The sequence below is a fragment of the Granulicatella elegans ATCC 700633 genome, assembly GCF_000162475.2.
Lineage (GTDB): Bacteria > Bacillota > Bacilli > Lactobacillales > Aerococcaceae > Granulicatella > Granulicatella elegans.
The window spans coordinates 1,422,600-1,442,886 of record NZ_KI391971.1; the positions used below are offsets into that span (position 1 = coordinate 1,422,600).

Annotated in this window: 19 protein-coding genes; 2 read left to right on the forward strand and 17 right to left on the reverse strand. The window is 33.9% G+C overall.

Annotated elements, in window-relative coordinates; all coding sequences use genetic code 11:
* Positions 1–16: 16 nt before the first annotated feature.
* On the reverse strand, positions 17–961 hold the full coding sequence (locus tag HMPREF0446_RS06785) for an aromatic acid exporter family protein (protein WP_006703242.1): 945 nt from the start codon (positions 959–961) through the stop codon (positions 17–19).
* Positions 962–1,441 (reverse strand): methylated-DNA--[protein]-cysteine S-methyltransferase, encoded by a 480-nt coding sequence (locus HMPREF0446_RS06790; RefSeq protein ID WP_040507981.1) that lies wholly within the window; start codon positions 1,439–1,441, stop codon positions 962–964.
* A gap of 112 nt (positions 1,442–1,553) precedes the next feature.
* Here HMPREF0446_RS06790 and HMPREF0446_RS06795 point away from each other — a divergent pair, with 112 nt between their 5' ends.
* A complete protein-coding gene (locus HMPREF0446_RS06795; protein WP_006703240.1) occupies positions 1,554–2,555 on the forward strand; it encodes a nucleoid-associated protein in 1,002 nt (333 codons plus the stop codon).
* A 99-nt stretch (positions 2,556–2,654) separates the two neighbouring features.
* Here HMPREF0446_RS06795 and HMPREF0446_RS06800 read toward each other — a convergent pair whose 3' ends face one another.
* The 6 genes from HMPREF0446_RS06800 to HMPREF0446_RS08500 form a co-directional block, all read right to left on the reverse strand.
* Entirely contained in the window at positions 2,655–3,743 is a 1,089-nt protein-coding gene (locus HMPREF0446_RS06800) for an N-acetylmuramoyl-L-alanine amidase family protein (RefSeq protein ID WP_006703239.1), read from the reverse strand.
* Positions 3,744–3,951: 208 nt separating this feature from the next.
* Positions 3,952–4,665, reverse strand: coding sequence for a 16S rRNA (guanine(527)-N(7))-methyltransferase RsmG (rsmG, locus tag HMPREF0446_RS08630; protein WP_006703238.1), 714 nt, complete (start codon positions 4,663–4,665; stop codon positions 3,952–3,954).
* 9 nt (positions 4,666–4,674) lie between these two features.
* Positions 4,675–6,573: a tRNA uridine-5-carboxymethylaminomethyl(34) synthesis enzyme MnmG gene (mnmG, locus tag HMPREF0446_RS06810; protein ID WP_006703237.1), complete on the reverse strand. Its 1,899-nt coding sequence runs from the start codon at positions 6,571–6,573 to the stop codon at positions 4,675–4,677.
* Positions 6,574–6,588: 15 nt separating this feature from the next.
* Positions 6,589–7,068, reverse strand: a complete 480-nt coding sequence (locus tag HMPREF0446_RS06815; protein ID WP_006703236.1) for an NUDIX hydrolase — start codon at positions 7,066–7,068, stop codon at positions 6,589–6,591.
* A gap of 33 nt (positions 7,069–7,101) precedes the next feature.
* On the reverse strand, positions 7,102–8,490 hold the full coding sequence (gene mnmE, locus HMPREF0446_RS06820; RefSeq protein ID WP_020991418.1) for a tRNA uridine-5-carboxymethylaminomethyl(34) synthesis GTPase MnmE: 1,389 nt from the start codon (positions 8,488–8,490) through the stop codon (positions 7,102–7,104).
* 248 nt (positions 8,491–8,738) lie between these two features.
* Complete coding sequence (locus tag HMPREF0446_RS08500; RefSeq protein ID WP_020991419.1) at positions 8,739–11,495, reverse strand: DEAD/DEAH box helicase; 2,757 nt, start codon at positions 11,493–11,495, stop codon at positions 8,739–8,741.
* 217 nt (positions 11,496–11,712) lie between these two features.
* Here HMPREF0446_RS08500 and HMPREF0446_RS06830 point away from each other — a divergent pair, with 217 nt between their 5' ends.
* On the forward strand, positions 11,713–12,870 hold the full coding sequence (locus tag HMPREF0446_RS06830; protein WP_006703233.1) for an aminotransferase class I/II-fold pyridoxal phosphate-dependent enzyme: 1,158 nt from the start codon (positions 11,713–11,715) through the stop codon (positions 12,868–12,870).
* A gap of 52 nt (positions 12,871–12,922) precedes the next feature.
* Here the strand turns inward: HMPREF0446_RS06830 and HMPREF0446_RS06835 are convergent, their stop codons facing one another.
* From HMPREF0446_RS06835 to HMPREF0446_RS06875, 9 genes are all read right to left on the reverse strand, one after another.
* Entirely contained in the window at positions 12,923–13,612 is a 690-nt protein-coding gene (locus tag HMPREF0446_RS06835) for a 5'-methylthioadenosine/adenosylhomocysteine nucleosidase (protein ID WP_006703232.1), read from the reverse strand.
* 3 nt (positions 13,613–13,615) lie between these two features.
* Positions 13,616–14,491, reverse strand: a complete 876-nt coding sequence (locus tag HMPREF0446_RS06840; protein WP_006703231.1) for a MetQ/NlpA family ABC transporter substrate-binding protein — start codon at positions 14,489–14,491, stop codon at positions 13,616–13,618.
* A 52-nt stretch (positions 14,492–14,543) separates the two neighbouring features.
* Complete coding sequence (locus tag HMPREF0446_RS06845; protein ID WP_006703230.1) at positions 14,544–15,017, reverse strand: S-ribosylhomocysteine lyase; 474 nt, start codon at positions 15,015–15,017, stop codon at positions 14,544–14,546.
* 349 nt (positions 15,018–15,366) lie between these two features.
* The gene (rpiA, locus tag HMPREF0446_RS06850) at positions 15,367–16,047 is read right to left on the reverse strand and encodes a ribose-5-phosphate isomerase RpiA (RefSeq protein WP_006703229.1); all 681 of its coding nucleotides are present in this window, start codon (positions 16,045–16,047) and stop codon (positions 15,367–15,369) included.
* 28 nt (positions 16,048–16,075) lie between these two features.
* Positions 16,076–16,570 (reverse strand): hypothetical protein, encoded by a 495-nt coding sequence (locus HMPREF0446_RS06855; protein WP_006703228.1) that lies wholly within the window; start codon positions 16,568–16,570, stop codon positions 16,076–16,078.
* Positions 16,571–16,670: 100 nt separating this feature from the next.
* Positions 16,671–17,894 (reverse strand): ABC transporter permease, encoded by a 1,224-nt coding sequence (locus HMPREF0446_RS06860; RefSeq protein WP_006703227.1) that lies wholly within the window; start codon positions 17,892–17,894, stop codon positions 16,671–16,673.
* On the reverse strand, positions 17,884–18,576 hold the full coding sequence (locus HMPREF0446_RS06865) for an ABC transporter ATP-binding protein (RefSeq protein WP_006703226.1): 693 nt from the start codon (positions 18,574–18,576) through the stop codon (positions 17,884–17,886). Before HMPREF0446_RS06865 ends, HMPREF0446_RS06860 begins: the two co-directional genes overlap by 11 nt.
* Positions 18,569–19,780 carry an efflux RND transporter periplasmic adaptor subunit gene (locus HMPREF0446_RS06870; RefSeq protein ID WP_006703225.1) on the reverse strand — a complete coding sequence of 404 codons (1,212 nt, stop codon included), beginning with the start codon at positions 19,778–19,780 and terminating at the stop codon, positions 18,569–18,571. The genes HMPREF0446_RS06865 and HMPREF0446_RS06870 overlap by 8 nt, the downstream gene beginning before the upstream one ends.
* Positions 19,781–19,792: 12 nt before the next feature.
* Positions 19,793–20,269, reverse strand: coding sequence for a hypothetical protein (locus HMPREF0446_RS06875; RefSeq protein WP_006703224.1), 477 nt, complete (start codon positions 20,267–20,269; stop codon positions 19,793–19,795).
* Positions 20,270–20,287 lie beyond the last annotated feature (18 nt).

The following is a 20,287-nucleotide window of genomic DNA, read 5'->3' on the forward strand; positions in this document are numbered from 1 at the left end:
ATATATTTTTTGACGATTATTTATGATCTCTAAAATAACAAACTTTTAGATCAATAAAACGTTGTAAATCCCTTAATAACTGGAATAATGTTGCACGATATTCAAATTCATCTCTCGTTTTTGGTAGTTCTAAGTTTCTAAATTCATCAATATAATCTTGAATTTCATCCATTAATGATATACCTGTATTTGTTAGATGTAATTGTTCTCCTGTTGAATGGAACATTTCTGCTAACAAATCAGCTTCTCTAGCAGGGCAATGGAAATCATTTAAATTTTTTGCCATTACTTCTAATAACTGTAATTGTTCCGCACGCATTTCAAAATAGCATAAATCTTTATTAAATTGACTAAATAATTGATTTTCACTTTCGATATATAATAATTTTTGTGCTTCAGTTAATGTTGCTTTTGCTTCTGAAATTAATTTAGCATCATTTGTTCCATTACCTTCTCTTAAAAATGAAGCCATTAAACACAGAATCTCACGAAGTTTTGCTTCGATTTCTTCTCTTTTCTTTTCAATCTCTTGTTGGTAACTCGGCATATACCAGTTGACTAAAATTGCTACGCCGGCCCCAATAAATAAAATTAATGCTTCATTAAGTAATAAACTTGGAGTTATCTGCTTACTTAACCAAACATGAATTGCTAGTACCGAACTTGGTGCAATTCCTACTTCTACTTTAAACAAAAAGGCTAATGGAATGAAAATGAGTAAATAAACCCCAAACCCAACTGTCGAATGTCCAAGTAGCAAAAATACACACACTGCTATTGTTAAAGCTAAGGACATAGAAATAATTCTTTTCCAAGCAATGACAATCGAAGACTTTCTTGTATCTACCACACTCAATATCGCAATAATAGAAGCAACGGAAGCTGAAGATAATCCTATCGCTTGTGCAACTACTAAAGCTCCAAATGCAGCCAATATCATTTTAATTCCTTTTAATACCATTTATTTTCCCCTTTCTAACTGTAACAAGTGTTCTTTTCTATGAACTCCACCTGCATATCCGGTTAATGCCCCATTTTTCCCTAGCACTCGATGACATGGAATGAGAATACTAATTGGATTTTTTCCAACGGCTTGACCGACTGCTTGAGCGGAGTATGTTTCTACACCTTTTTCTTTTGCTATTCTCTGCGCAATTTCTCCATAAGTCATCGTTTCTCCATACGGAATTTCTTGCAAAATCTTCCAAACTCTTTCTTGGAACATAGTTCCTTTTGGTTGTAACGGAATCTTTATCGGAATTTGCTCGCCAGAAAAATAACTTTCTAACCAAGTTTCAACTTGCCCAAAAATCGGCAAATCATCTTTTATCTCAATATCACTGTTAAACTTGGTATCATTCACTTGCCCTATAAACCATAATCCTGTTAATGACTTTCCATCACTTCTTAATCGAATTTCTCCTAGAGGGGTTTGTATCATTCTTTCAAACACTTCTCAGCCTCCCATTTCTCAGAATAAAAATAGTATACTCCATTTACTTACAAAAAAAGAAGTGGTATGTTTGTATCAATAATATTTTTAAGGAGTTCTTATGATTTTACACCAAGCATACTTACACATTTTCGATAAAAATAGCGGAAACTTACTGTTATCGCAAAAAGAATTACCTTTATCGAATCCCTATATTACAGAATATTTTACAAAAATAATTGAAAAGACATTGAAAAGTGACCCTCGTCATGGTGTCTTACCTCCAGAAGAACCGCTTCTAGGATTTTTAGCAGACGATAGCATTCCTTTTATTGAAAAAACTCAACAACTTGCTCATAAATTATATGAAATCATCGCTCCAGCAGAAGATATCCCTGCAGCTGATTATGTATTCGCATCAGGTATTAATGATCAAGGTGGAACTTTCTTTGCGATTTTGCGATTAGATTATAGCTCTAAATATACGCATTTTTTAGATTATGAAGACGACCAAGTATTAAATACCGTTTTGCAAAATCATGCGATTTTACCAAATCCTTCTCAAAAATTATCAGAAGCATTCATTGTAGATACAAGCAATGGACAGTATCAATTAATCGAACGAAAATATATTGTAGAAGGTAAAAAAATACCGTATTTCTCTGAACAATTTTTAGAAATCACACCTCCAACAAGCACACAGGAACAAATCAAAGAAATTAAAAAAACCGTCACACATGTTGCTAAAAAATATGACGAAGAAAATTATCTAGCACTTGCAACGACACAACAAGCAATCTTTACACAGCTAGAAGAAAGTGATGAGATTGATGCAGGAATTATTTTCGATACAGTCTTCAAAGATAAACCTCTTGCAAAAGAAGCAGCTTACCAAGCCATTGCGACTGAAAAAATCCCAGAGAAAATTCCAGTTACAAATGTTCCAAAATATGAGAAGAAATATAGTAAACAAAAATTCAAACTCGATAATGGAATTGAAATTACTATTCCAAGTGACATATACGAAAACAAAGAAATGGTTGAATTTATCAACAATCCAGATGGATCCATTTCTGTATTAATTAAAAATATCGACTCAATTATGAATCGATTTAATGCATAAACAATAAAAGACGATGACTATCCAAAGCCATCGTCTTTTTGACATTTCATTTAGTGAAGGTTTTCTATTCGCTAATCCTACACTAATTCACTCGTATGATTAGTGATACATACGAACCATTTGATCTTCTGTTTGATTAATATCAATCATAATACGATCATTTGCTAAACCAGCCATATCTTTCTTGTTAAAATCTGAAACATCTTTTGATAAACGTTTCATAGAAATAACTTCCCCTTGTTTATTTGCTAAAACAAGTAAGTTATAACCATTTTCTGAACTTTGTCCTAACAAGAATTTGTAACCTGGACGTAATGTACCTTCATTAGGATTTTTTAGTACATAAAGTTTATTATTCACAATTGTAAAGTGATCTAAAATTACTAAACGTGGGTTGAATTGATCAATAATAAATTCATTGTTTTTCTCAACAATTGTTGAAGTAATCGACATTTCTGGTAATTTTTCCACACGTTTTCCATTTTCACCAAAGTAGAAACGATTCATAAATTGTTGTAATCCTTTAACAACTGAATTAGGATCAATCATTCCACCAGGTTCTTGATGATCTACTAATGTATCGAGTAAGTCATAACCTGCTTTTCCTAGGTGAGCATTACTTTCTACAAACCATTCATTTTGTGCAATATAGACACCGTCTTTTGATTTATGAAGTAAGTATTCATCGCCACCCATACGATAAATTTCTGACACTAGGTGATAAGGAGTATCTGTTAACATATAACCATCTTTACCAATAACATATGAACGACCATCACTTGCTTTCACCGGTTGATCTGCTAGCATTGAACCATTTGATTCAAAATAAGACCATTTATCTCCTACTTTTGTCCAACCTGTTTGCATATCTCCTTGGTCAGATAAATAGTACCATGTATTTCCTTCTTGATACCAACCTGTACGCATTGCTCCATCTCCATTTAGAGAGTACCATGCTCCGCCAGTGAATACCCAGCCAGTTTGCATCACACCATTATTATCAAAGAAATACCATGTTCCTTTATCCTTAGCCCAGCCATCTTTTACTAATTTACCTTCTTGGTATAAATTCCATTGGTTGCCACTTTGGACCCAACCATCATTTGTTGCAGCAAATACTTGACTACTTGCTAATGCTGCTACTAAAGCTGTAGAAGCTAATAAACTACCAAACCATTTCTTTTTCATTTGAAAATCTCCCCTTTACTTATTGGTATTTTATCCAAAGAAATTCTGCAAAAATCTCTCTAACGTTATTGTACTCCTCATCTAATTAAAAAAGATATTTTTTTCACATTCTTAACATTCCTTTAATTTTTTTGTAACAAAAAAGACTCTTCTTTGTAACAGTTGCTAAACGTAAGCTAACTATGCTACAACAGAAAAGTCTTTTTTTCTATAATGGTTTCTTCAATGGAATCCCTGGTTTTCGTGGATATTTATTTGGAGTTTCTTTTGTTTTTAGGATGGTTACGACATGACGATTTCCACCTTCATATGGTAAATCAAAGGACACATCGTCTTCCACTTTTCCACCTAAAATGGCAATCGCTTTTTTCGCTTCTTCTAACTCCACTTCTGTATGAGCAGCTTTTAACGCTAAAAAGTATCCTTGTTTCTTCACTAATGGCATACAAAATTCGCTTAGTACACTTAATTTTGCTACTGCTCTAGCTGTTACGACATCATAAGATGCTCTGAAATTTTTATTTTGTCCAAAAGTTTCTGCACGATCATGGAAACATTGCACATCTGTTAGTCCTAACGTTTCTACTAAAGTGTTTAAAAACGTAATTCGTTTATTTAACGAGTCCACAATTGTCACTTTTAAATCAGGAAATACAATTTTCAATGGAATACTTGGAAAGCCTGCTCCAGCCCCGACGTCACACAATGTTTGATTCGATAACTCATGATGAAATCCTAACGCTAAAGAATCATAGAAATGTTTCAAATACACTCCTTCTTCATCAGTAATCGCCGTTAAATTCATCTTCTCATTCCATTCTACCAATAATTGAAAATATTGATGAAATTGTTTTTTTTGCACATCTGTTAACGTAATGCCATGAACTTCTTGGAGTCTTTGATAAAATTCTTCTGGTTTCATACAATTCTCCTATTCTTGAACTTTCGCAATTTTTCCTTGTTCGATATACACCATTAAAATCGATACATCGGCAGGATTTACCCCACTAATACGGCTTGCTTGCGCAATCGTTTCAGGTTGAATTAATTTCAAACGTTGACGTGCTTCTGTGGCAAGTCCATTAATGGCATCATAATCAATATTCGATGGAATACGTTTTGCTTCCATACGTTTTAATTTTTCTACTTTTTCAATAGCTTTGGCGATATAACCTTCATATTTCACAGAAATCTCTACTTGTTCTTTCACTTCACGAGAAACAACTACCTCTTCTTCTGCAAAACCAATTAAGTCATCATAAGATAACTCTGGACGTTTTAATAAATCACTTAATAAAATACCGTCTTTTAATTCTGCAGATTCTTTTTCTGCCAAGAATGATTGAAGTTGTTCCGTTGGTTTTAAACGAATGGATTGAATACGTTTAATCTCAGCTTGAATGGCTGCTTGTTTTTCTTGGAAAGCTGCATAACGTTCATCTGAAATTAAGCCTAATTCACGGCCTTTTTCTGTTAAACGTAAATCTGCATTGTCATGACGTAATAATAAACGATATTCCGCACGAGAAGTTAATAGACGATATGGTTCTGTCGTTCCTTTTGTCACTAAATCATCTACTAATACTCCAATATATGCATCACTACGACCTAAAATAAATGATTCTTCTCCACGGATTTTACGAACGGCATTAATTCCGGCATAAAGCCCTTGACCGGCAGCTTCTTCATATCCACTTGTCCCATTCATTTGTCCAGCTGTAAATAAGTTTTCAACAATTTTTGTTTCAAATGTATTTTTTAATTGATGAGGAATGACAACATCATACTCAATGGCATAACCCGTTCTCATCATTTCAGCTTTTTCCAAACCTTCTACCGTATGAATCATTTGAATTTGAACATCTTCTGGTAGAGAAGTCGATAATCCTTGAATATACACTTCTTCCGTATTTTCTCCTTCTGGTTCTAAGAAAATTTGGTGGCGAGGTTTGTCGCTGAAACGTACGATTTTATCTTCGATAGATGGACAGTAACGTGCTCCTACTCCTTCTACAATTCCTGTAAACATTGGTGCACGATGTAAGTTCTCACGAATTTTTTCATGAGTTCCTTCATTTGTATATGTTAACCAACATGGAATTTGATCATAACGGTAGTCTTCATCTTTAGAAGTAAAACTAAATAAGTTTGGCGTTTCATCTCCTGGTTGGATTTCTGTTTTGCTATAGTCAATCGAAGAACTCTTCACTCTCGGAGGAGTTCCTGTTTTAAAACGAGCTAATTCAAATCCTAATTCTAATAAGTTTTCTGATAATTTAATCGAAGGTTGAGAATTATTAGCTCCAGAAGAATACTTCAATTCTCCAATAATAATTTGACCACGAGAAGATGTTCCAGCTGTTAAAACAACTGCTTTTGAACGATAAATCGCCCCTGTATGAGATACGACTCCTTTACAAACACCATCTTCTACAATTAAACGTTCCGCAATCCCTTGTTTTAAGTCAAGATTTTCTTGTTGTTCGATGGTTTTTTTCATTTCTTGCGCATATAGATGCTTATCTGCTTGCGCACGTAAAGCACGTACTGCAGGGCCTTTCCCTGTGTTTAACATACGCATTTGAATATAGGTTTTATCAATATTTCTTCCCATTTCTCCGCCTAGTGCATCAATTTCACGCACAACGACTCCTTTTGCAGGGCCTCCAACAGACGGATTACAAGGCATAAATGCCACCATTTCTAAATTCATTGTTAATAATAATGTTTTAGCACCCATACGAGCACTTGCTAGTGCAGCTTCACTTCCGGCATGACCCGCACCTACTACGATAACATCATAGTTACCAGCTTCATAAGTTGTTACCATACTTCCTCCTACTTTCTATTGTTCATTCGTTGTATAAAATTCCACTTGATGGCGAATGTATTCACCATTTTCATATATAAATTTAGCCGAGAAAAATGGACGATTCTCTAATAGCCAACTCAAAAAAATTAAATCTCCTTGCCAAGTTGGCTTACTCAATACTTGATTATAAGGAACCCACTCTAAAGTCCCCTCAGGAGAATCGATTAATTCCCCGGAAAATTCCGTTACTCGAAACACATACGTATACCAATCATGTTCGGGAGTAAATTCAGGAAAAGTAATAATCCCTTTTAACGCCATTTGATGAACCGTCAAACCTGTTTCTTCAAAAATTTCACGAATGGCACATTCTTCTGGAGATTCACCTGCTTCAATTTTACCACCTACTCCGATGTATTTGCCTTCATGTACATCATTTGGTTTCTTATTGCGCTTTAGTAATAACAATTCTTTTCCATTATCGATATAACAAATCGTTGCTAATCTTGTCATACAAAACTCCCTTTCTCCAACAGTGGCTTTCTCTTATTTTCCTAAACAGAATTGGCTAAACAATTGAGTTAGAAGCTCATCTTGGACGCTGTCTCCTGTAATTTCTCCTAACAAATCCCATGCTCTTGTAAAATCGATTTGAATTAAATCAACTGGCATTCCCATTTCAATCCCATTTTGCACTTCGACTAATGCTTGTTCTGCTTTCTCTAACAAGGCAATATGACGAGTATTCGATAAGTAAGTCGCATCTCGTTCATTCATTTGTCCTTGGAAGAAATATCCTGCAATTTTTTCTTCTAATTGATCGATTCCTTCTTTATTTAACATAGAAGTTGTGACAATTTCTTCTACCTGAGCATAAGGAGCAATGTCCTCTTTTGAAAGTTTTGAAGGCAAATCTGTTTTATTGAATAAAATAATTCGCTTCATTCCCTTTGTAGTTTCTAATAAACGAATATCTTCCTCTTGTAATGTTTCGCTTTGATTTAATAATAACAATACAAAATCTGCTTCTTTTAATGCTTTACGACTACGTTCTACCCCGATTTTTTCTACGATATCATCCGTTTCACGAATTCCTGCTGTATCGATTAATTGTAAAGGCACTCCACGGACATTGACATATTCTTCGATTGTATCTCTTGTTGTCCCTGCAATGTCAGTTACAATTGCCTTTTCTTCTCTTAATAGCACATTTAATAAACTAGATTTCCCAACATTCGGACGACCCACGATAGCCGTTTTTAAACCATCTCTCAAAATCTTCCCTTGACTAGCTGTGTTTAATAAAGCACGAATTCCTTGCAATACTTGTTGCGTCTTTTCTCGTAATAATTGCAAAGTCATTTCTTCTACATCATCATATTCTGGATAATCTATATTTACTTCTACTTGCGCTAATGTATTTAAAATTTCTTGACGTAAATTTTGAATTAAATGTGATAATTGACCATCTAATTGACGCATCGCTAATTGCATTGATTTATCCGTTTTTGCACGAATTAAATCCATCACTGCTTCTGCTTGAGACAAATCAATACGTCCATTTAAAAAGGCACGTTTCGTAAATTCTCCAGGCTCCGCTAATCTTGCTCCCATCCGTAGCACTAATTGCAACACACGATTAATCGCAACAATCCCTCCATGGCAATTAATTTCTACAATATCTTCTCGTGTAAATGTTTTTGGAGCTCTTAAAACACTTACCATTACTTCATCATAGACTTCTCCAGATTTTGGGTCGACAATATGCCCATAATGAATCGTATGAGTCTTTTGTTCTTCTAATTGTTTCGTTCCACATTGATAAATCGAACTTGCGATTGAAATCGCCAAATCCCCACTAATTCTGACAATCCCAATAGCCCCTTCACCAGGTGCTGTCGAAATCGCAGCAATCGTATCAAATTCTGTTTGCATACTGATATCCTTTCTTGGCTTCATTGCACAAAAAAAGTGCACACTCCACCCCTTATTGATAAAAGGGTGGCTCGCACTTTGACTGCTTACCTATATTTCAGTGATATTATACAATACTTTTTGAACTTGTGCTAGTAGAAGGGGTCTTCTACCGTAAAAAAGAAGCCGCATTTCTATTTAAAATAAATTCAATATAAAAAACAGCCAGCACTTTGTCATGCTGGCTGTTTCCTTTTGCAAAATCAATCTTACGCAATATTCTTTTTCTTTCTTTCAGAAATACGATTTCTCTCAATTTCAATAATTTTACTTTGTACTTCTTTTTCTGTCATTTTCTCTGAAGCAACAAACGCCTCAGCCACTAAAGAGTCTTTTGCATACTTATCAAATTCTACTTCTTTTTTATGTATTAATGCCATAATCGGTTCATCAATACTATCTTTCGTTAAAAGTCTATACACTAAAACATCTCTCGTTTGCCCCATTCGATACACCCTGCTAATCGCTTGTTGTTCCGTAGAAGGCTTCCATTGAGGTTCACATAAAATAACAATATTCGCACTTTGAATATTTAACCCTACTCCACCAGCCTCAATTTGAGCTAACAACACTGTTTGATTACTATCTTTAGAAAATTCATCGATTACTTCTTGTCTTCTAGCAGGGCTAATATCTCCAGATAGTATATCACTAGCAGTATTTGGTACAAGTTCTCGTAATCTATATAGAACATCTGTTTTAAAAAATGAAAATACGAGTACTTTCATACCATTCTCTCGTGCCTCTTTACAAATATCTATAATTTGTTTAATTTTTTCAGAGTCTTCTCCTAAGAACGCCATACGTCTTAACTTCATAACACTACATTTTTCGCTAAAGGCTTCTGATTCATATAATTCAATTTGCTTATCCGAAAATTCTGACCATAGATTAACAACTTCCATTTCAGGTAATTCATCCAACACTTCTTCCCTTTTTCTTCTCAAATAGACATTAGCTAGATCCTTTTTGAAATCATCTTCATCTGGTCGTTCTCTAAACACACTTTCTGGTAAATCAGGATTTAAAATACTCACTAAATGTTGCATCTCTCTGACATTATTTTCCAACGGAGTTCCCGTCATAAATAATTTATAATTAGCTCTTTGTGCAAGTGCAATCGAATTTCGTGCTCTTATAGTATTAGCATTTTTAACATAGTGAGCTTCATCTAGAATTAATAAATCAATTTGTAATCCCTCTATTTCTTGAACAAAGTAACTAGCTTGTTCATAGTTCGCTAATAAAATCCCACCTTCTTGTTTCCACTTTATAAAATCATTTATTTTATTTTTGTTCGAAGCTGAGAATCGATAAACCGGTAATTCTGTCCATTTAAGAATTTCCTTATTCCAATTTTCTAACACACTTAAAGGTAATAAAATCATACATTTTCTTTGATGTTCTTGAAATAGATGATTCGCTACTGCTAACGCTTGAATCGTTTTACCAAGCCCCATCTCGTCGCCTAAAAGAATATTTTTTTGATAAAGTAAAAATTTCGCTCCAAATTCTTGATATGGACGCATCGTTACTTTTAATTGATTTTCATTAATTTGAACTTGATTCACTTTTTCAATAATAAATTTAGGTAAGTCCGAAGTACTATTATCTAATCCTTTTCCAGTGATTTTTTCTAACAAGGCATAATAAGTGGCGGATTCTTCTTTAAATTCTCGTTCTGCTACATCAAAAAGAATTTCATCATATTTAAGAGTCGTATAGGTGAATAATTTGTTGAAATTTAGATCAATTTCTAAGATTTCCTCATATAACCATTTTTCTAACTCGCACCATATTGAAAAAGCTTTTTCATCCAACAAAGTATCCGCAACATAACGATTTTCTGCTAAAATCATTAGTTTATTATACTCTTCAAACCACTTTGTAAATTGTTCAAAAAGTTCTTTTTCAGCTTCTTCTCTTTGTTTCGAATAATTTTTATAAACAAATAATTCTGTGACTAATTTACGTTGTTCAAAACTCAACTGATTCACACGAATTTTTGGTCGAGTGGACTGTTTCACTTTATCAGCTACGTCATTTAATACTGCTGATAAAAATGAATACTCCTCTTCTGTTAAAGCATACTTATCCTTTAAAGCCTCTCCATATTTTATCATTGTCGATATTGATTTATAGCCATTTTGAATACTGATTGGAACGACTTTTTGTTCTTTTTGATAATAATCTTCTATAGTTGAAAATGAAAGCATTGATAAATCTTTTTCAAACTGTTGATTAAATAATTCTTCCCAATCTTCAATAATTTGTTTTTCTACGTATCGTTTGCTATCCAACTCCAATATTTCTTGTTTTTCTTTAACCTTGTGATGAAATTCTTTCAACACATCAGATTCAACACTATGATTGTTTATATCTTCTTCAAAAAATGAAAATAATCGCTTAGAATTAATCACCAAATCTTCCCAAGGATTCGTTATGCTACTACTTTCTTTGTCTAAATATCCCATTTTAAACAAAAAGTCATCTAACAAACTTTTATTCGTATCTACTAAATATTTTGCTTCAGATAATTTCGTTTTTATATCTTTATTTTTAAATAGCATGAACAAAAACATAGCATCATTTTCTACGATGAAAGATAATTTTTCTTCTAATACTTTTAATTTATGTAGATTATTGCTTTTATACTGCTTTAATTCTTTTAATGAAGATTCAAAAGATACAAATAAATTCCCTAATAATTTATCTTTCTCATGAAAAATAGAAGGATAAAACCTTTCTTCTTTTACACTTTTCTTTCTCAACAATCCATTATATCTCTCTAATAAGTCCAATAACCCAAATGGTAATTGACTTTCCCATTGTTCAAAAAATGTTTTCTGTTTATCTTTAATGATGGATCTAATCTTTCCCTCTAAATCTGGTAAACTTTCTTCTTCTAATTTCTTTATATTCGGTTGAATAATACTTAGTAATTCTTTTGCCTCATTTTTATTCAATTAGAATTTCCCCTTTTATTCCATTTCAATTCTATATTTAAATAACTATTTTCAAAAAATCCAATAACAAAATCATCATAACACATCCTTCACAAAGTTTCTTTAAATTATTTTCAATTTACTGAATTGAGTATTCCTTCGACTTTTTTCACTTCCATATTGCCAATATTTGATAAAAAAGGTACAATTTACCTATCTATTACTAGGGGGTAAATCAATGTTAGAACATCCATTCAATCAAGTCGTTGAAAAAATTGCCGTTTCAGATATTCGTCAATTTGATGCAGAAGTTTCTCAAATTCCTGGAATCATCAAATTAACACTAGGTGAACCAAATTTCAACACACCAGAACATATTAAAGAAGCTGCGATTCAAGCAATTCGTGATAATCATTCCCACTATACTCCAAATGCTGGGATTCCTGAATTGCGTAAAGCAACTGCAGAATACTATAACAAAAAATTCAATTTAAACTATACACCTGAGCAAGTGATTACTACTATCGGAGCTACTGAAGCCATTAACGCTAGCTTCCAAGCTATCTTGAACCCTGGAGATACAGTTATTGTTCCAACTCCAGTGTTCCCATTATATATGCCAATTACAATGGTGAACCAAGGGAACTTTATTACAGTAGACACTAGTGAAGATGGATTTATTTTAACTCCAGAAAAATTACGTGCTACGATCGAAGCACATCCAGAAAAAACATTTAAAGCAGTTGTATTAGTATATCCAAGTAACCCAACAGGGGTAACTTATTCTAAAGAACAATTAGAAGCTTTAAGCGTAGTCTTAAAAGAATACGGATTATGGGCATTATGTGATGAAGTTTACGCAGAATTAACATATAGCGGAACTCACACTTCATTAGCTTCATTTTTACCAGATCAAACAATCGTGATTACAGGTTTATCTAAATCTCATGCCATGACTGGATGGAGAATTGGGTATATCCTTGGACCAGTTCCATTTATTAATGAAGTTGTTAAAACTCACCAATACATGGTTACTTCTCCAAGTAGCTCAAGCCAATATGGTGCTTTAGCTGCGATGTTACACGGACAAGGCGACTGCGATATTATGAAAGCAGAATACCAACAACGTCGTGACTATCTAGCAAAAGAATTACGTCGCTTAGACTTCGAAGTAGCAAGTCCTGATGGAGCTTTCTATTTATTTGCTAAAATTCCTGCAAAATGCGGAACAGATTCATGGGCATTCGTTCGTGATCTTGCAAAAAATGCTAAAGTAGCATTAATCCCTGGAGTTTCATTTGGACCTGGTGGAGAAGGTTATGTTCGATTCAGTTACGCTGCTTCAATGGAAAACTTAACAGAAGTAGTCGCTCGTTTAGAAAAATATTTAGCATAATACAAAAGGCTGGGATTCATCCCAGCCTTTTTACTTTGTATTCATCATCATTCTATAACTCTTCCACAAGCGTACAAACTGCTTCAAATGCATGTTTTGAAGCTAATTCAAGCGTTGCTTCAAATGTATCTGGCGCATCCCCACCAACATAATCACTCACCCCACGAACATTCAACACGGGAATGTTATAGAAATGAGCGACTTGTGCTAATGGTGTTGATTCCATATCACTTGCCACAATATCCGGTAAATGTTTACGAATATTTTGTACCGTCTCAATCGAACTCATGAAAGAATCACTCGTTGCTATAAAGCCATTATGAATCCCAAATGTTGTAATACGCTCCTGTAAAATGCGAACAACTTTTTCGTTCAATGCTTGATCCACTGGATAAAATTCTGGCATTTGTGGAACTTGCCCCCATGCATAATCGAAACCTGTCGCATCCACATCACTATATCCAAATTTTGTTGAAACAATAACATCTGCTAGTGCGAAGTTTTCATTAAAACTACCCGTTGTTCCAGTATTAATAATCAAATCAGGTTGAACTTTATCGCAAAGCCAAGCTGCTGTAGCGGCAGCATTCGCTTTTCCAATACCGGATTGAACAAGATAGAGATTCTCATGAACTTCAAGAATTCGAATCGGACCTTTTGAGAAAACTTCTTTTCTTGGTACGTAGTGTTCTTCAAATGGATGAAGCTCTTCTTTCATTGCAGCAACAATCGCTATTTTCATCGATTATTTACCCCACACTTCAGAAATAGGTTTCTTCACTTCTACTTTTGTTCCTTGGAATTTATCTGAAATGAATTTTTGAACATCTGCATCATGATATAAATCTACTAATTTCTTATAATCATCATTAGATTCATTTCCACTCTTCACAACAATCACATTAATACTTGTAATAGTAGATTCATCTGCTTTTTCATAGAATAAAGCATCTTTCAATACATTTAATCCACCTTCAAGGGCAATAGTATTTCCGATAGCAATTAAATCTACATCATCTAGCACACGAATACTTGTAGTATCATCAATTAATAAAAATTCAAAGTTTTTCTTATTTTCTACGATATCACTTGGAGTACCAGTACCTTCTTTGAAATCTGCTGGCAACTTAATTAAACCAGCTGTTTCTAACAAACGTAGTGCACGTGTTGTATTATAAGGATTATCTGGAATTGCAATTTTAGCGCCATTTGGCAGGTCATTTAATGATTTTACTTTTTTCGAATAAAGTCCCATTGGTTCGATATAAGTTGTTCCAATTGGTGTTAGTTTAGAACTATTGGATTCATTAAATCCTTGTAAATATCCAATCGATTGAAAAGCATTTGCATCTACGGAACCTTCAGCAACTGCTTGGTTTAATGGTACACCCCCATTTAATTCTTCGACTTCAATTTTTAATCCTGCTTTTTTCGCTTGATCTGATTCTGCAATATGTCTCCAAATATCCGCATCAGAACCAACAGAAGCAACTTTCACTGTTTTCAATTCTGGTTTTGAATTTGAAGTGGTTGAATTTGATGTAGTTTGATTACTGCAAGCAGCTAATGCTACAACTGCAGAAAGTGCAAATAAAGATTTTGTAATAGTTTTTAAGTTCATAAGGCAATACCCCCGTCTATATATTTACTAATTCTTGAATAAATAAATGCCATTAAATTACTTTACGTTCAAATGGATCAATACTGATTCCTTGCTCTAGTACTTGTTTAGCATATTCTTTTGCTCCAAATAAAGAGTGATCACGATAATTGCCACATTGAACAGCAGATATACCTTGAATATCTTCAAATTGAATTTTTTCAACAATTTGTTCTAAAGTTGATTTTAATGCACGAGCAATATCTTCTGCGGAACGTTCTTCCCAGAGAATTAAGTGGAATCCTGTACGACAACCAAATGGTGAAATATCAATAATCCCATCGATACGATCACGTAGTAAATCTGCCAACAAGTGTTCAAATGTATGAATCACTCCTGTCGGCATTTCTTGCTTATTTGGTTGTAAAAAGCGAATATCAAAGTTCGAAATAACATCTCCTTTTTTTCCGTATTCGTTTGAAATTAATCTCACGTAAGGTGCAATCACCTTATTGTGATCTAATGTAAAGCTTTCTACTTCAGCCATATTGAATTCCTCCTGTCATGATAAAAAAGAATAGAATTTCTAGCAAAAAAACGTTTCCACTCTTTTTTTCATATCATTTCAATTAAGTTATATCGAAATGATACAGCAGTCCTCTTTGAAATTCAATGTAAAAACGAACTTTCCCTTATACTAAATTAATATAGTTCGTTATTCATTTTAGTTATACCTGTATAACCCCTATACAAATCAGCTATATCATTTGTTTGTGAATGATACTGAACATACAATTTAGTTTACCTCTGACCTCACCAACACTTTGTATTCACTTTCTCTTTAAATTAGCTCAAAATAAAAAAGCCTGGGACAAATCCCAGGCCTATTCTCTCTATTATCCTAAAGTTTGCACTTTGACACCATCCGGTGTTCCAATTAAAACTGTTTCTGTCATATTTGTAAACAATCCTTGTTCCACTACTCCTGTTAGAGCTTTTAATTCTGCTCCGAATGTCACAGGATCTTTAATCGGGAATACATCTAAGTCAATAATATAATTTTGACTATCTGTTAAATAACGTTCTCCGTTTTCTAATACTCGGAATTTTGGACGATAGCCTTTTGCTTCAAATTTTTTGAATAATTGTTCTGAACCATACGGAATCACTTCTACCGGAAGTGGGAAGCGTCCTAAATAATCTACCATTTTAGATTCATCGACAATCCAAATAATACGCTTTGATTGTTCTGCAACAATTTTTTCAAATAGTAAGGCTCCACCGCCTCCTTTAATTCCTGAAAAATCAGGAGCAATTTCATCTGCTCCATCAACTGTTACATCAATGAAATCTACTTCGTCTACACTCTTCAATGGAATTCCTAACTTTTCAGCTTGTTCTTTTGTACGTTTTGAAGTTGTTACACCAATAATGTCTAAACCTTCTTCTTTCACACGTCTACCAATTTCTTCTACAAAATAATAAGCTGTAGAACCTGTTCCTAGACCTACTGTCATACCTGATTCAATATAAGTTGCGGCCTGTTTGCCGACCATCTCTTTCATGTTCACACGCATACCCTCCAATATGATTCAACTATCCTTATTATAACATAAATTCTTTTACTCGTTTCAAATCTTCTTGTAATTGTTCATAGATTTGTCGCATTTCTTCAACAGATAAACTCAATTCCACTTCAACCGTTTTCGTTTGTTCCTTCTGCTCTTCTTCTTGATAAAGAAAGACTTCTTCTTCATCCAATTGAGCCAAGTCAATTCCAATCACTTGAGAAGCCGTTGTTAAAATATTTTCCGGAGCAACGACCCATGTCATAATATACTCATCTTCCACTTTCTCTAATAATACAGCTAATCTGGATTGTTCAAATTCTGAAGAATATTCTTCTCCTTTTTCTAATAAGTTCTTCATCGCCTCCAGACATTCTTCCAATTGTGCTACAGATAATAAGTCTATTATTTCTTGATAAGCTTGTTCTTGATGAGAAACTTGTAAGAAAACATCTGTTTGAATATTGTGAGTTTGAGGATGGATAGCTAAAAATTTTAATTCAAATATAAAATCCCCTTCTGAAATCTTCATGCGCTCACCTCTTTCTTCGTTTTATTGCCATATCTATAGTACAAGTTTCTCTTTCTACTTTCAATCATTTCAAAAAAAAGGCTGGAGTTTCTCCAACCTTTTAACGTAATATTTCAATGACATCTTTATTCGCAGCAGATTTAGCAGGAAATACGCTAAATACAATTCCGATAAAGACAGATACTCCAACTGTTAAAGCTACTGCTATCCAGTCGGTATAAATTTTAAATGGTAAGAAATTCGAAATCAACATCGCAATCAAGACACCTGTTACATATCCGATAATTCCACCAATAGAAGTAATCATAATTCCTTCTAATAAAAATTGTAGTTGAATTGAACCTTTAGTAGCTCCCATTGCACGACGAATCCCTATTTCTTTTGTGCGTTCAGATACTGAAATATACATCATATTCATTACCCCTACACCTGCAATGAATAAAGAAATTCCGGCTACTGCTGAAACAAAATAAGTTAGTCCATCTAACACTTTTCCAATAATATCCATTTGAGCTGCTACGTCAATAAAAGTATATTTCCCTGAAGTATGTTTTGAACCCACTTCATTCAAATGAGTTTCCACTTTTTTAGCAACATCTTTTGCGACATAGCCTGGTTTAACAAACACTTTTAGTCCATTCACGTTTTCTTCTTTTTTATGATAATGTTGATGAGTAGTAGCTGGAATATGGACAGCTTTATAAGGATCTGCACCAGTAAAAATGGCTTGCAGCGCATCAACTTTACTAGTTGGCTTCACACCTTTAATATAATACACTTCTCCATCAATCGTTACCCCATGTCCTAGTGCTTGTTTTGGACTAGAAAATAACAATTCTGCTAACTCATCATCAATAATTGCTACTTTTTTATTCGCATCAATATCTACTTGGGAAATGTTTTCTCCAACCGTCAAAGATTCTTTTGTTGCAGATTTTTCTAACCCCAGTACAACATGTTCTGTCGATTTCTTTGTTGGAATAGAAACACCGAAAATATAATTTTGTTCCTTTGTTTCAGGAATTTCTGTTCCCGAAACTCCTTCAATACTTTCTACACCAATACGGTCTTGTTTTGAAAAAGCTTTTTCTACTTTTCGAACAGATTGTGGATTATCAGGTTGATAGAAAAATTGTACAGTGACTTTCCCATTATCTTCACCAGCTAATCCTGAAACAGCCATTTTTTGGAATCCTTTCCCCAGACTCATAATCGTAATAACAGCTGCAATTCCGATAATAATTCCTAACATCGTTAAAATCGTACGACGAGCATTTCCTTTTAAAGAATGCAGAGCGGACCCTAATAATACACTAAATTTCATATGGAATCCCCTCCTTTTGTTCATGAATCACACCATCAATTACATGAATAACACGAGAACAATACTTCGTCAAAGTCGGATCATGCGTCACCATTACAATCGTTACACCATCTTCACGATTTAAACGATATAAAATATCCATAATACTGGCAGAAGTTTTACTATCTAATGCTCCTGTTGGTTCATCAGCAATAATGAATTTTGGACTATTCACTAATGCCCGAGCAATTGCCACTCTTTGTTTTTGACCACCTGAAAGATGGCGAGGATATTTTTCTAATTTATCTCCTAGGCCTACTTTTTCAAGAGCTTGTTTTACTTTTGAATGAGTTTGTCGAGGCGTTAATCCACGATATAATAAAGGTAGACGAACATTTTCTTCGACTGTTGCTTGTTCAATTAAGTTAAAATCTTGAAAAACAAAGCCAACAGTAGAATTGCGTACTTTGGAAATTTGGTTATCACTCAAATTGGAAACAGACTCATCATTAAAAGAATATTTTCCTTCATATTTAGAATCTAGGAATCCTAATATATTAATGAGGGTAGATTTCCCAGAACCAGAAGGTCCCATTATTCCAACAAATTCTCCTTGAGTAATACGAACCGTTACATCATTTAATACATGTAACTGCTCATCTCCAACTTTATAATATTTATGAATATGTTCTAGTTTAATCATGGGACTTCACCGACTCTTCCAATTGTGTAGAAGACACCGCTGCTCCATCTGTAATGTCTGAATCTGGATTTGCAATCACTTTATCTCCAATACTTAATCCTTCTTGAACAATCCATTGGAATCCTTTTTTCACACGTTTAATATTTTTACGTTTAGCTACCCCATTATCATATAAATAAACATATTCTTGTTCTCCATCTTTTTGAATCGCTTGTTCTGTTAATACTAATCCTTTTTGAGGGATTTTTACTTGAACAGTAAATCCATTTGGAAGAGAAATTTCTGGTTTTACAATTACATCATAACGAGCAACACTATGACCTCCACCACTAGAAGCTGCACTTGGAGAAGTTGGCAAAGATGGTACTGGATTAGCACCACTTCCTGACGGATCAGTAGAAACAAATGAAATCGTTCCTTTAATCTCTCTATCTTGAGCTTTCACATAGATTGTTACAGAAGCTCCCTTTTCAACTGATTCATAATCATATTCAGAAACAGTTGTTTTCGCTTCGCTATCTTTACTTGTAATTTTAATGAAGGCTAATTGTACATTTGTTTTTCCTTCTGGATTAATACTAATAGTTCCTGCAATATCTGCTGTTACACTTGAACTTGTTTTTTTAGAAAGACGTTCGATTTTTGTGTTTACATCTTCAATATTATTGTTCATATCACGAATTGCTTTTTGAGTTCCCTCGATGGCTTGGTCAAAGGCTGTCGTATCCATAGTTCCTACATGAGCTGTTTGATTAGCAGTACCTTGCTGATTTTGAGTAGGAACTTCTTTTTCTAACTCTTGTTTTGCTTGAGCTTTACGATTCTTTTGTGTTTCTAATTCTTGATATAGACGATCACGTTCAGCAACTAGACGACTCACTTGTCGATTTAAATCGGCAACTTCGTCACTAAGCGTTTCATTATCATATTCAAATAGCACATCGCCTGCTTCTACTTCTTGACCATCTGTTACTTTTACTTGAGCGACTTGCCCTTTTTGAGGATCCACATGATAGCTTTGCTCTTTAGCCGTTTCAATATTTCCATCTAATACTAAAGGCTCCTGTTCCGTTAACTCCATAATTGTATAATGGTGTTCTTCTTTCTTTTCCGGAGAGTGTAATTTTAAAAATCCTAATACGATAACGGCAATGGCTCCTAATACCATTACGCTAATCATGCTCCATTTTAATGTTTTACTCATTGATAACTCTCCTTAACGTTTCACTACTTCTTGTGCCCATTTTTGATAAGTCACATATAACCATGCAAGTACCCCAGCAATAATCGCTGGAACGACAAAAGTAGCTAGACTAAACTCTTGATGATTGAAAATATTACTAGCAATTTGCATTAAAATCGAAAAGACGTGAATTCCGATTGCATAAAAGAATAAATTCTTATCTGGTAATACTTGAGTTTTAGCACTCTTTCCAATTTTATGATATAAAATTGTTGCAAAAATACATAATAGGAAGAATAATAGGAAAACTGCTACTCCAACTCCAGCCGTTTCATAACTATGTTCTACACCTTGTTTTGCTAATTCTTCTTGCACACTTGGAACAAAAGTAGACGCTGCTCCAATTAATACAAAGAGATTCCCAAAAATTCCAATAATATTCCAAACTTTTAAGCCGGTAGCAATTTTACTAACAAGCCCTGCATAGCGTTCAACTTTTTGTGTATCCATATTTTATTCCTCCTAACG

What these genes read in the sequence shown, in the direction of transcription:
- HMPREF0446_RS06785 (WP_006703242.1), bottom strand. Translation starts at nt 961, where the DNA reads ATGGTATTAAAAGGAATTAAAATGATATTGGCTGCATTTGGAGCTTTA.
- HMPREF0446_RS06790 (WP_040507981.1), bottom strand. Translation starts at nt 1,441, where the DNA reads ATGATACAAACCCCTCTAGGAGAAATTCGATTAAGAAGTGATGGAAAG.
- HMPREF0446_RS06795 (WP_006703240.1), top strand. Translation starts at nt 1,554, where the DNA reads ATGATTTTACACCAAGCATACTTACACATTTTCGATAAAAATAGCGGA.
- HMPREF0446_RS06800 (WP_006703239.1), bottom strand. Translation starts at nt 3,743, where the DNA reads ATGAAAAAGAAATGGTTTGGTAGTTTATTAGCTTCTACAGCTTTAGTA.
- rsmG (WP_006703238.1), bottom strand. Translation starts at nt 4,665, where the DNA reads ATGAAACCAGAAGAATTTTATCAAAGACTCCAAGAAGTTCATGGCATT.
- mnmG (WP_006703237.1), bottom strand. Translation starts at nt 6,573, where the DNA reads ATGGTAACAACTTATGAAGCTGGTAACTATGATGTTATCGTAGTAGGT.
- HMPREF0446_RS06815 (WP_006703236.1), bottom strand. Translation starts at nt 7,068, where the DNA reads ATGACAAGATTAGCAACGATTTGTTATATCGATAATGGAAAAGAATTG.
- mnmE (WP_020991418.1), bottom strand. Translation starts at nt 8,490, where the DNA reads ATGCAAACAGAATTTGATACGATTGCTGCGATTTCGACAGCACCTGGT.
- HMPREF0446_RS06830 (WP_006703233.1), top strand. Translation starts at nt 11,713, where the DNA reads ATGTTAGAACATCCATTCAATCAAGTCGTTGAAAAAATTGCCGTTTCA.
- HMPREF0446_RS06835 (WP_006703232.1), bottom strand. Translation starts at nt 13,612, where the DNA reads ATGAAAATAGCGATTGTTGCTGCAATGAAAGAAGAGCTTCATCCATTT.
- HMPREF0446_RS06840 (WP_006703231.1), bottom strand. Translation starts at nt 14,491, where the DNA reads ATGAACTTAAAAACTATTACAAAATCTTTATTTGCACTTTCTGCAGTT.
- HMPREF0446_RS06845 (WP_006703230.1), bottom strand. Translation starts at nt 15,017, where the DNA reads ATGGCTGAAGTAGAAAGCTTTACATTAGATCACAATAAGGTGATTGCA.
- rpiA (WP_006703229.1), bottom strand. Translation starts at nt 16,047, where the DNA reads ATGCGTGTGAACATGAAAGAGATGGTCGGCAAACAGGCCGCAACTTAT.
- HMPREF0446_RS06855 (WP_006703228.1), bottom strand. Translation starts at nt 16,570, where the DNA reads ATGAAGATTTCAGAAGGGGATTTTATATTTGAATTAAAATTTTTAGCT.
- HMPREF0446_RS06860 (WP_006703227.1), bottom strand. Translation starts at nt 17,894, where the DNA reads ATGAAATTTAGTGTATTATTAGGGTCCGCTCTGCATTCTTTAAAAGGA.
- HMPREF0446_RS06865 (WP_006703226.1), bottom strand. Translation starts at nt 18,576, where the DNA reads ATGATTAAACTAGAACATATTCATAAATATTATAAAGTTGGAGATGAG.
- HMPREF0446_RS06870 (WP_006703225.1), bottom strand. Translation starts at nt 19,780, where the DNA reads ATGAGTAAAACATTAAAATGGAGCATGATTAGCGTAATGGTATTAGGA.
- HMPREF0446_RS06875 (WP_006703224.1), bottom strand. Translation starts at nt 20,269, where the DNA reads ATGGATACACAAAAAGTTGAACGCTATGCAGGGCTTGTTAGTAAAATT.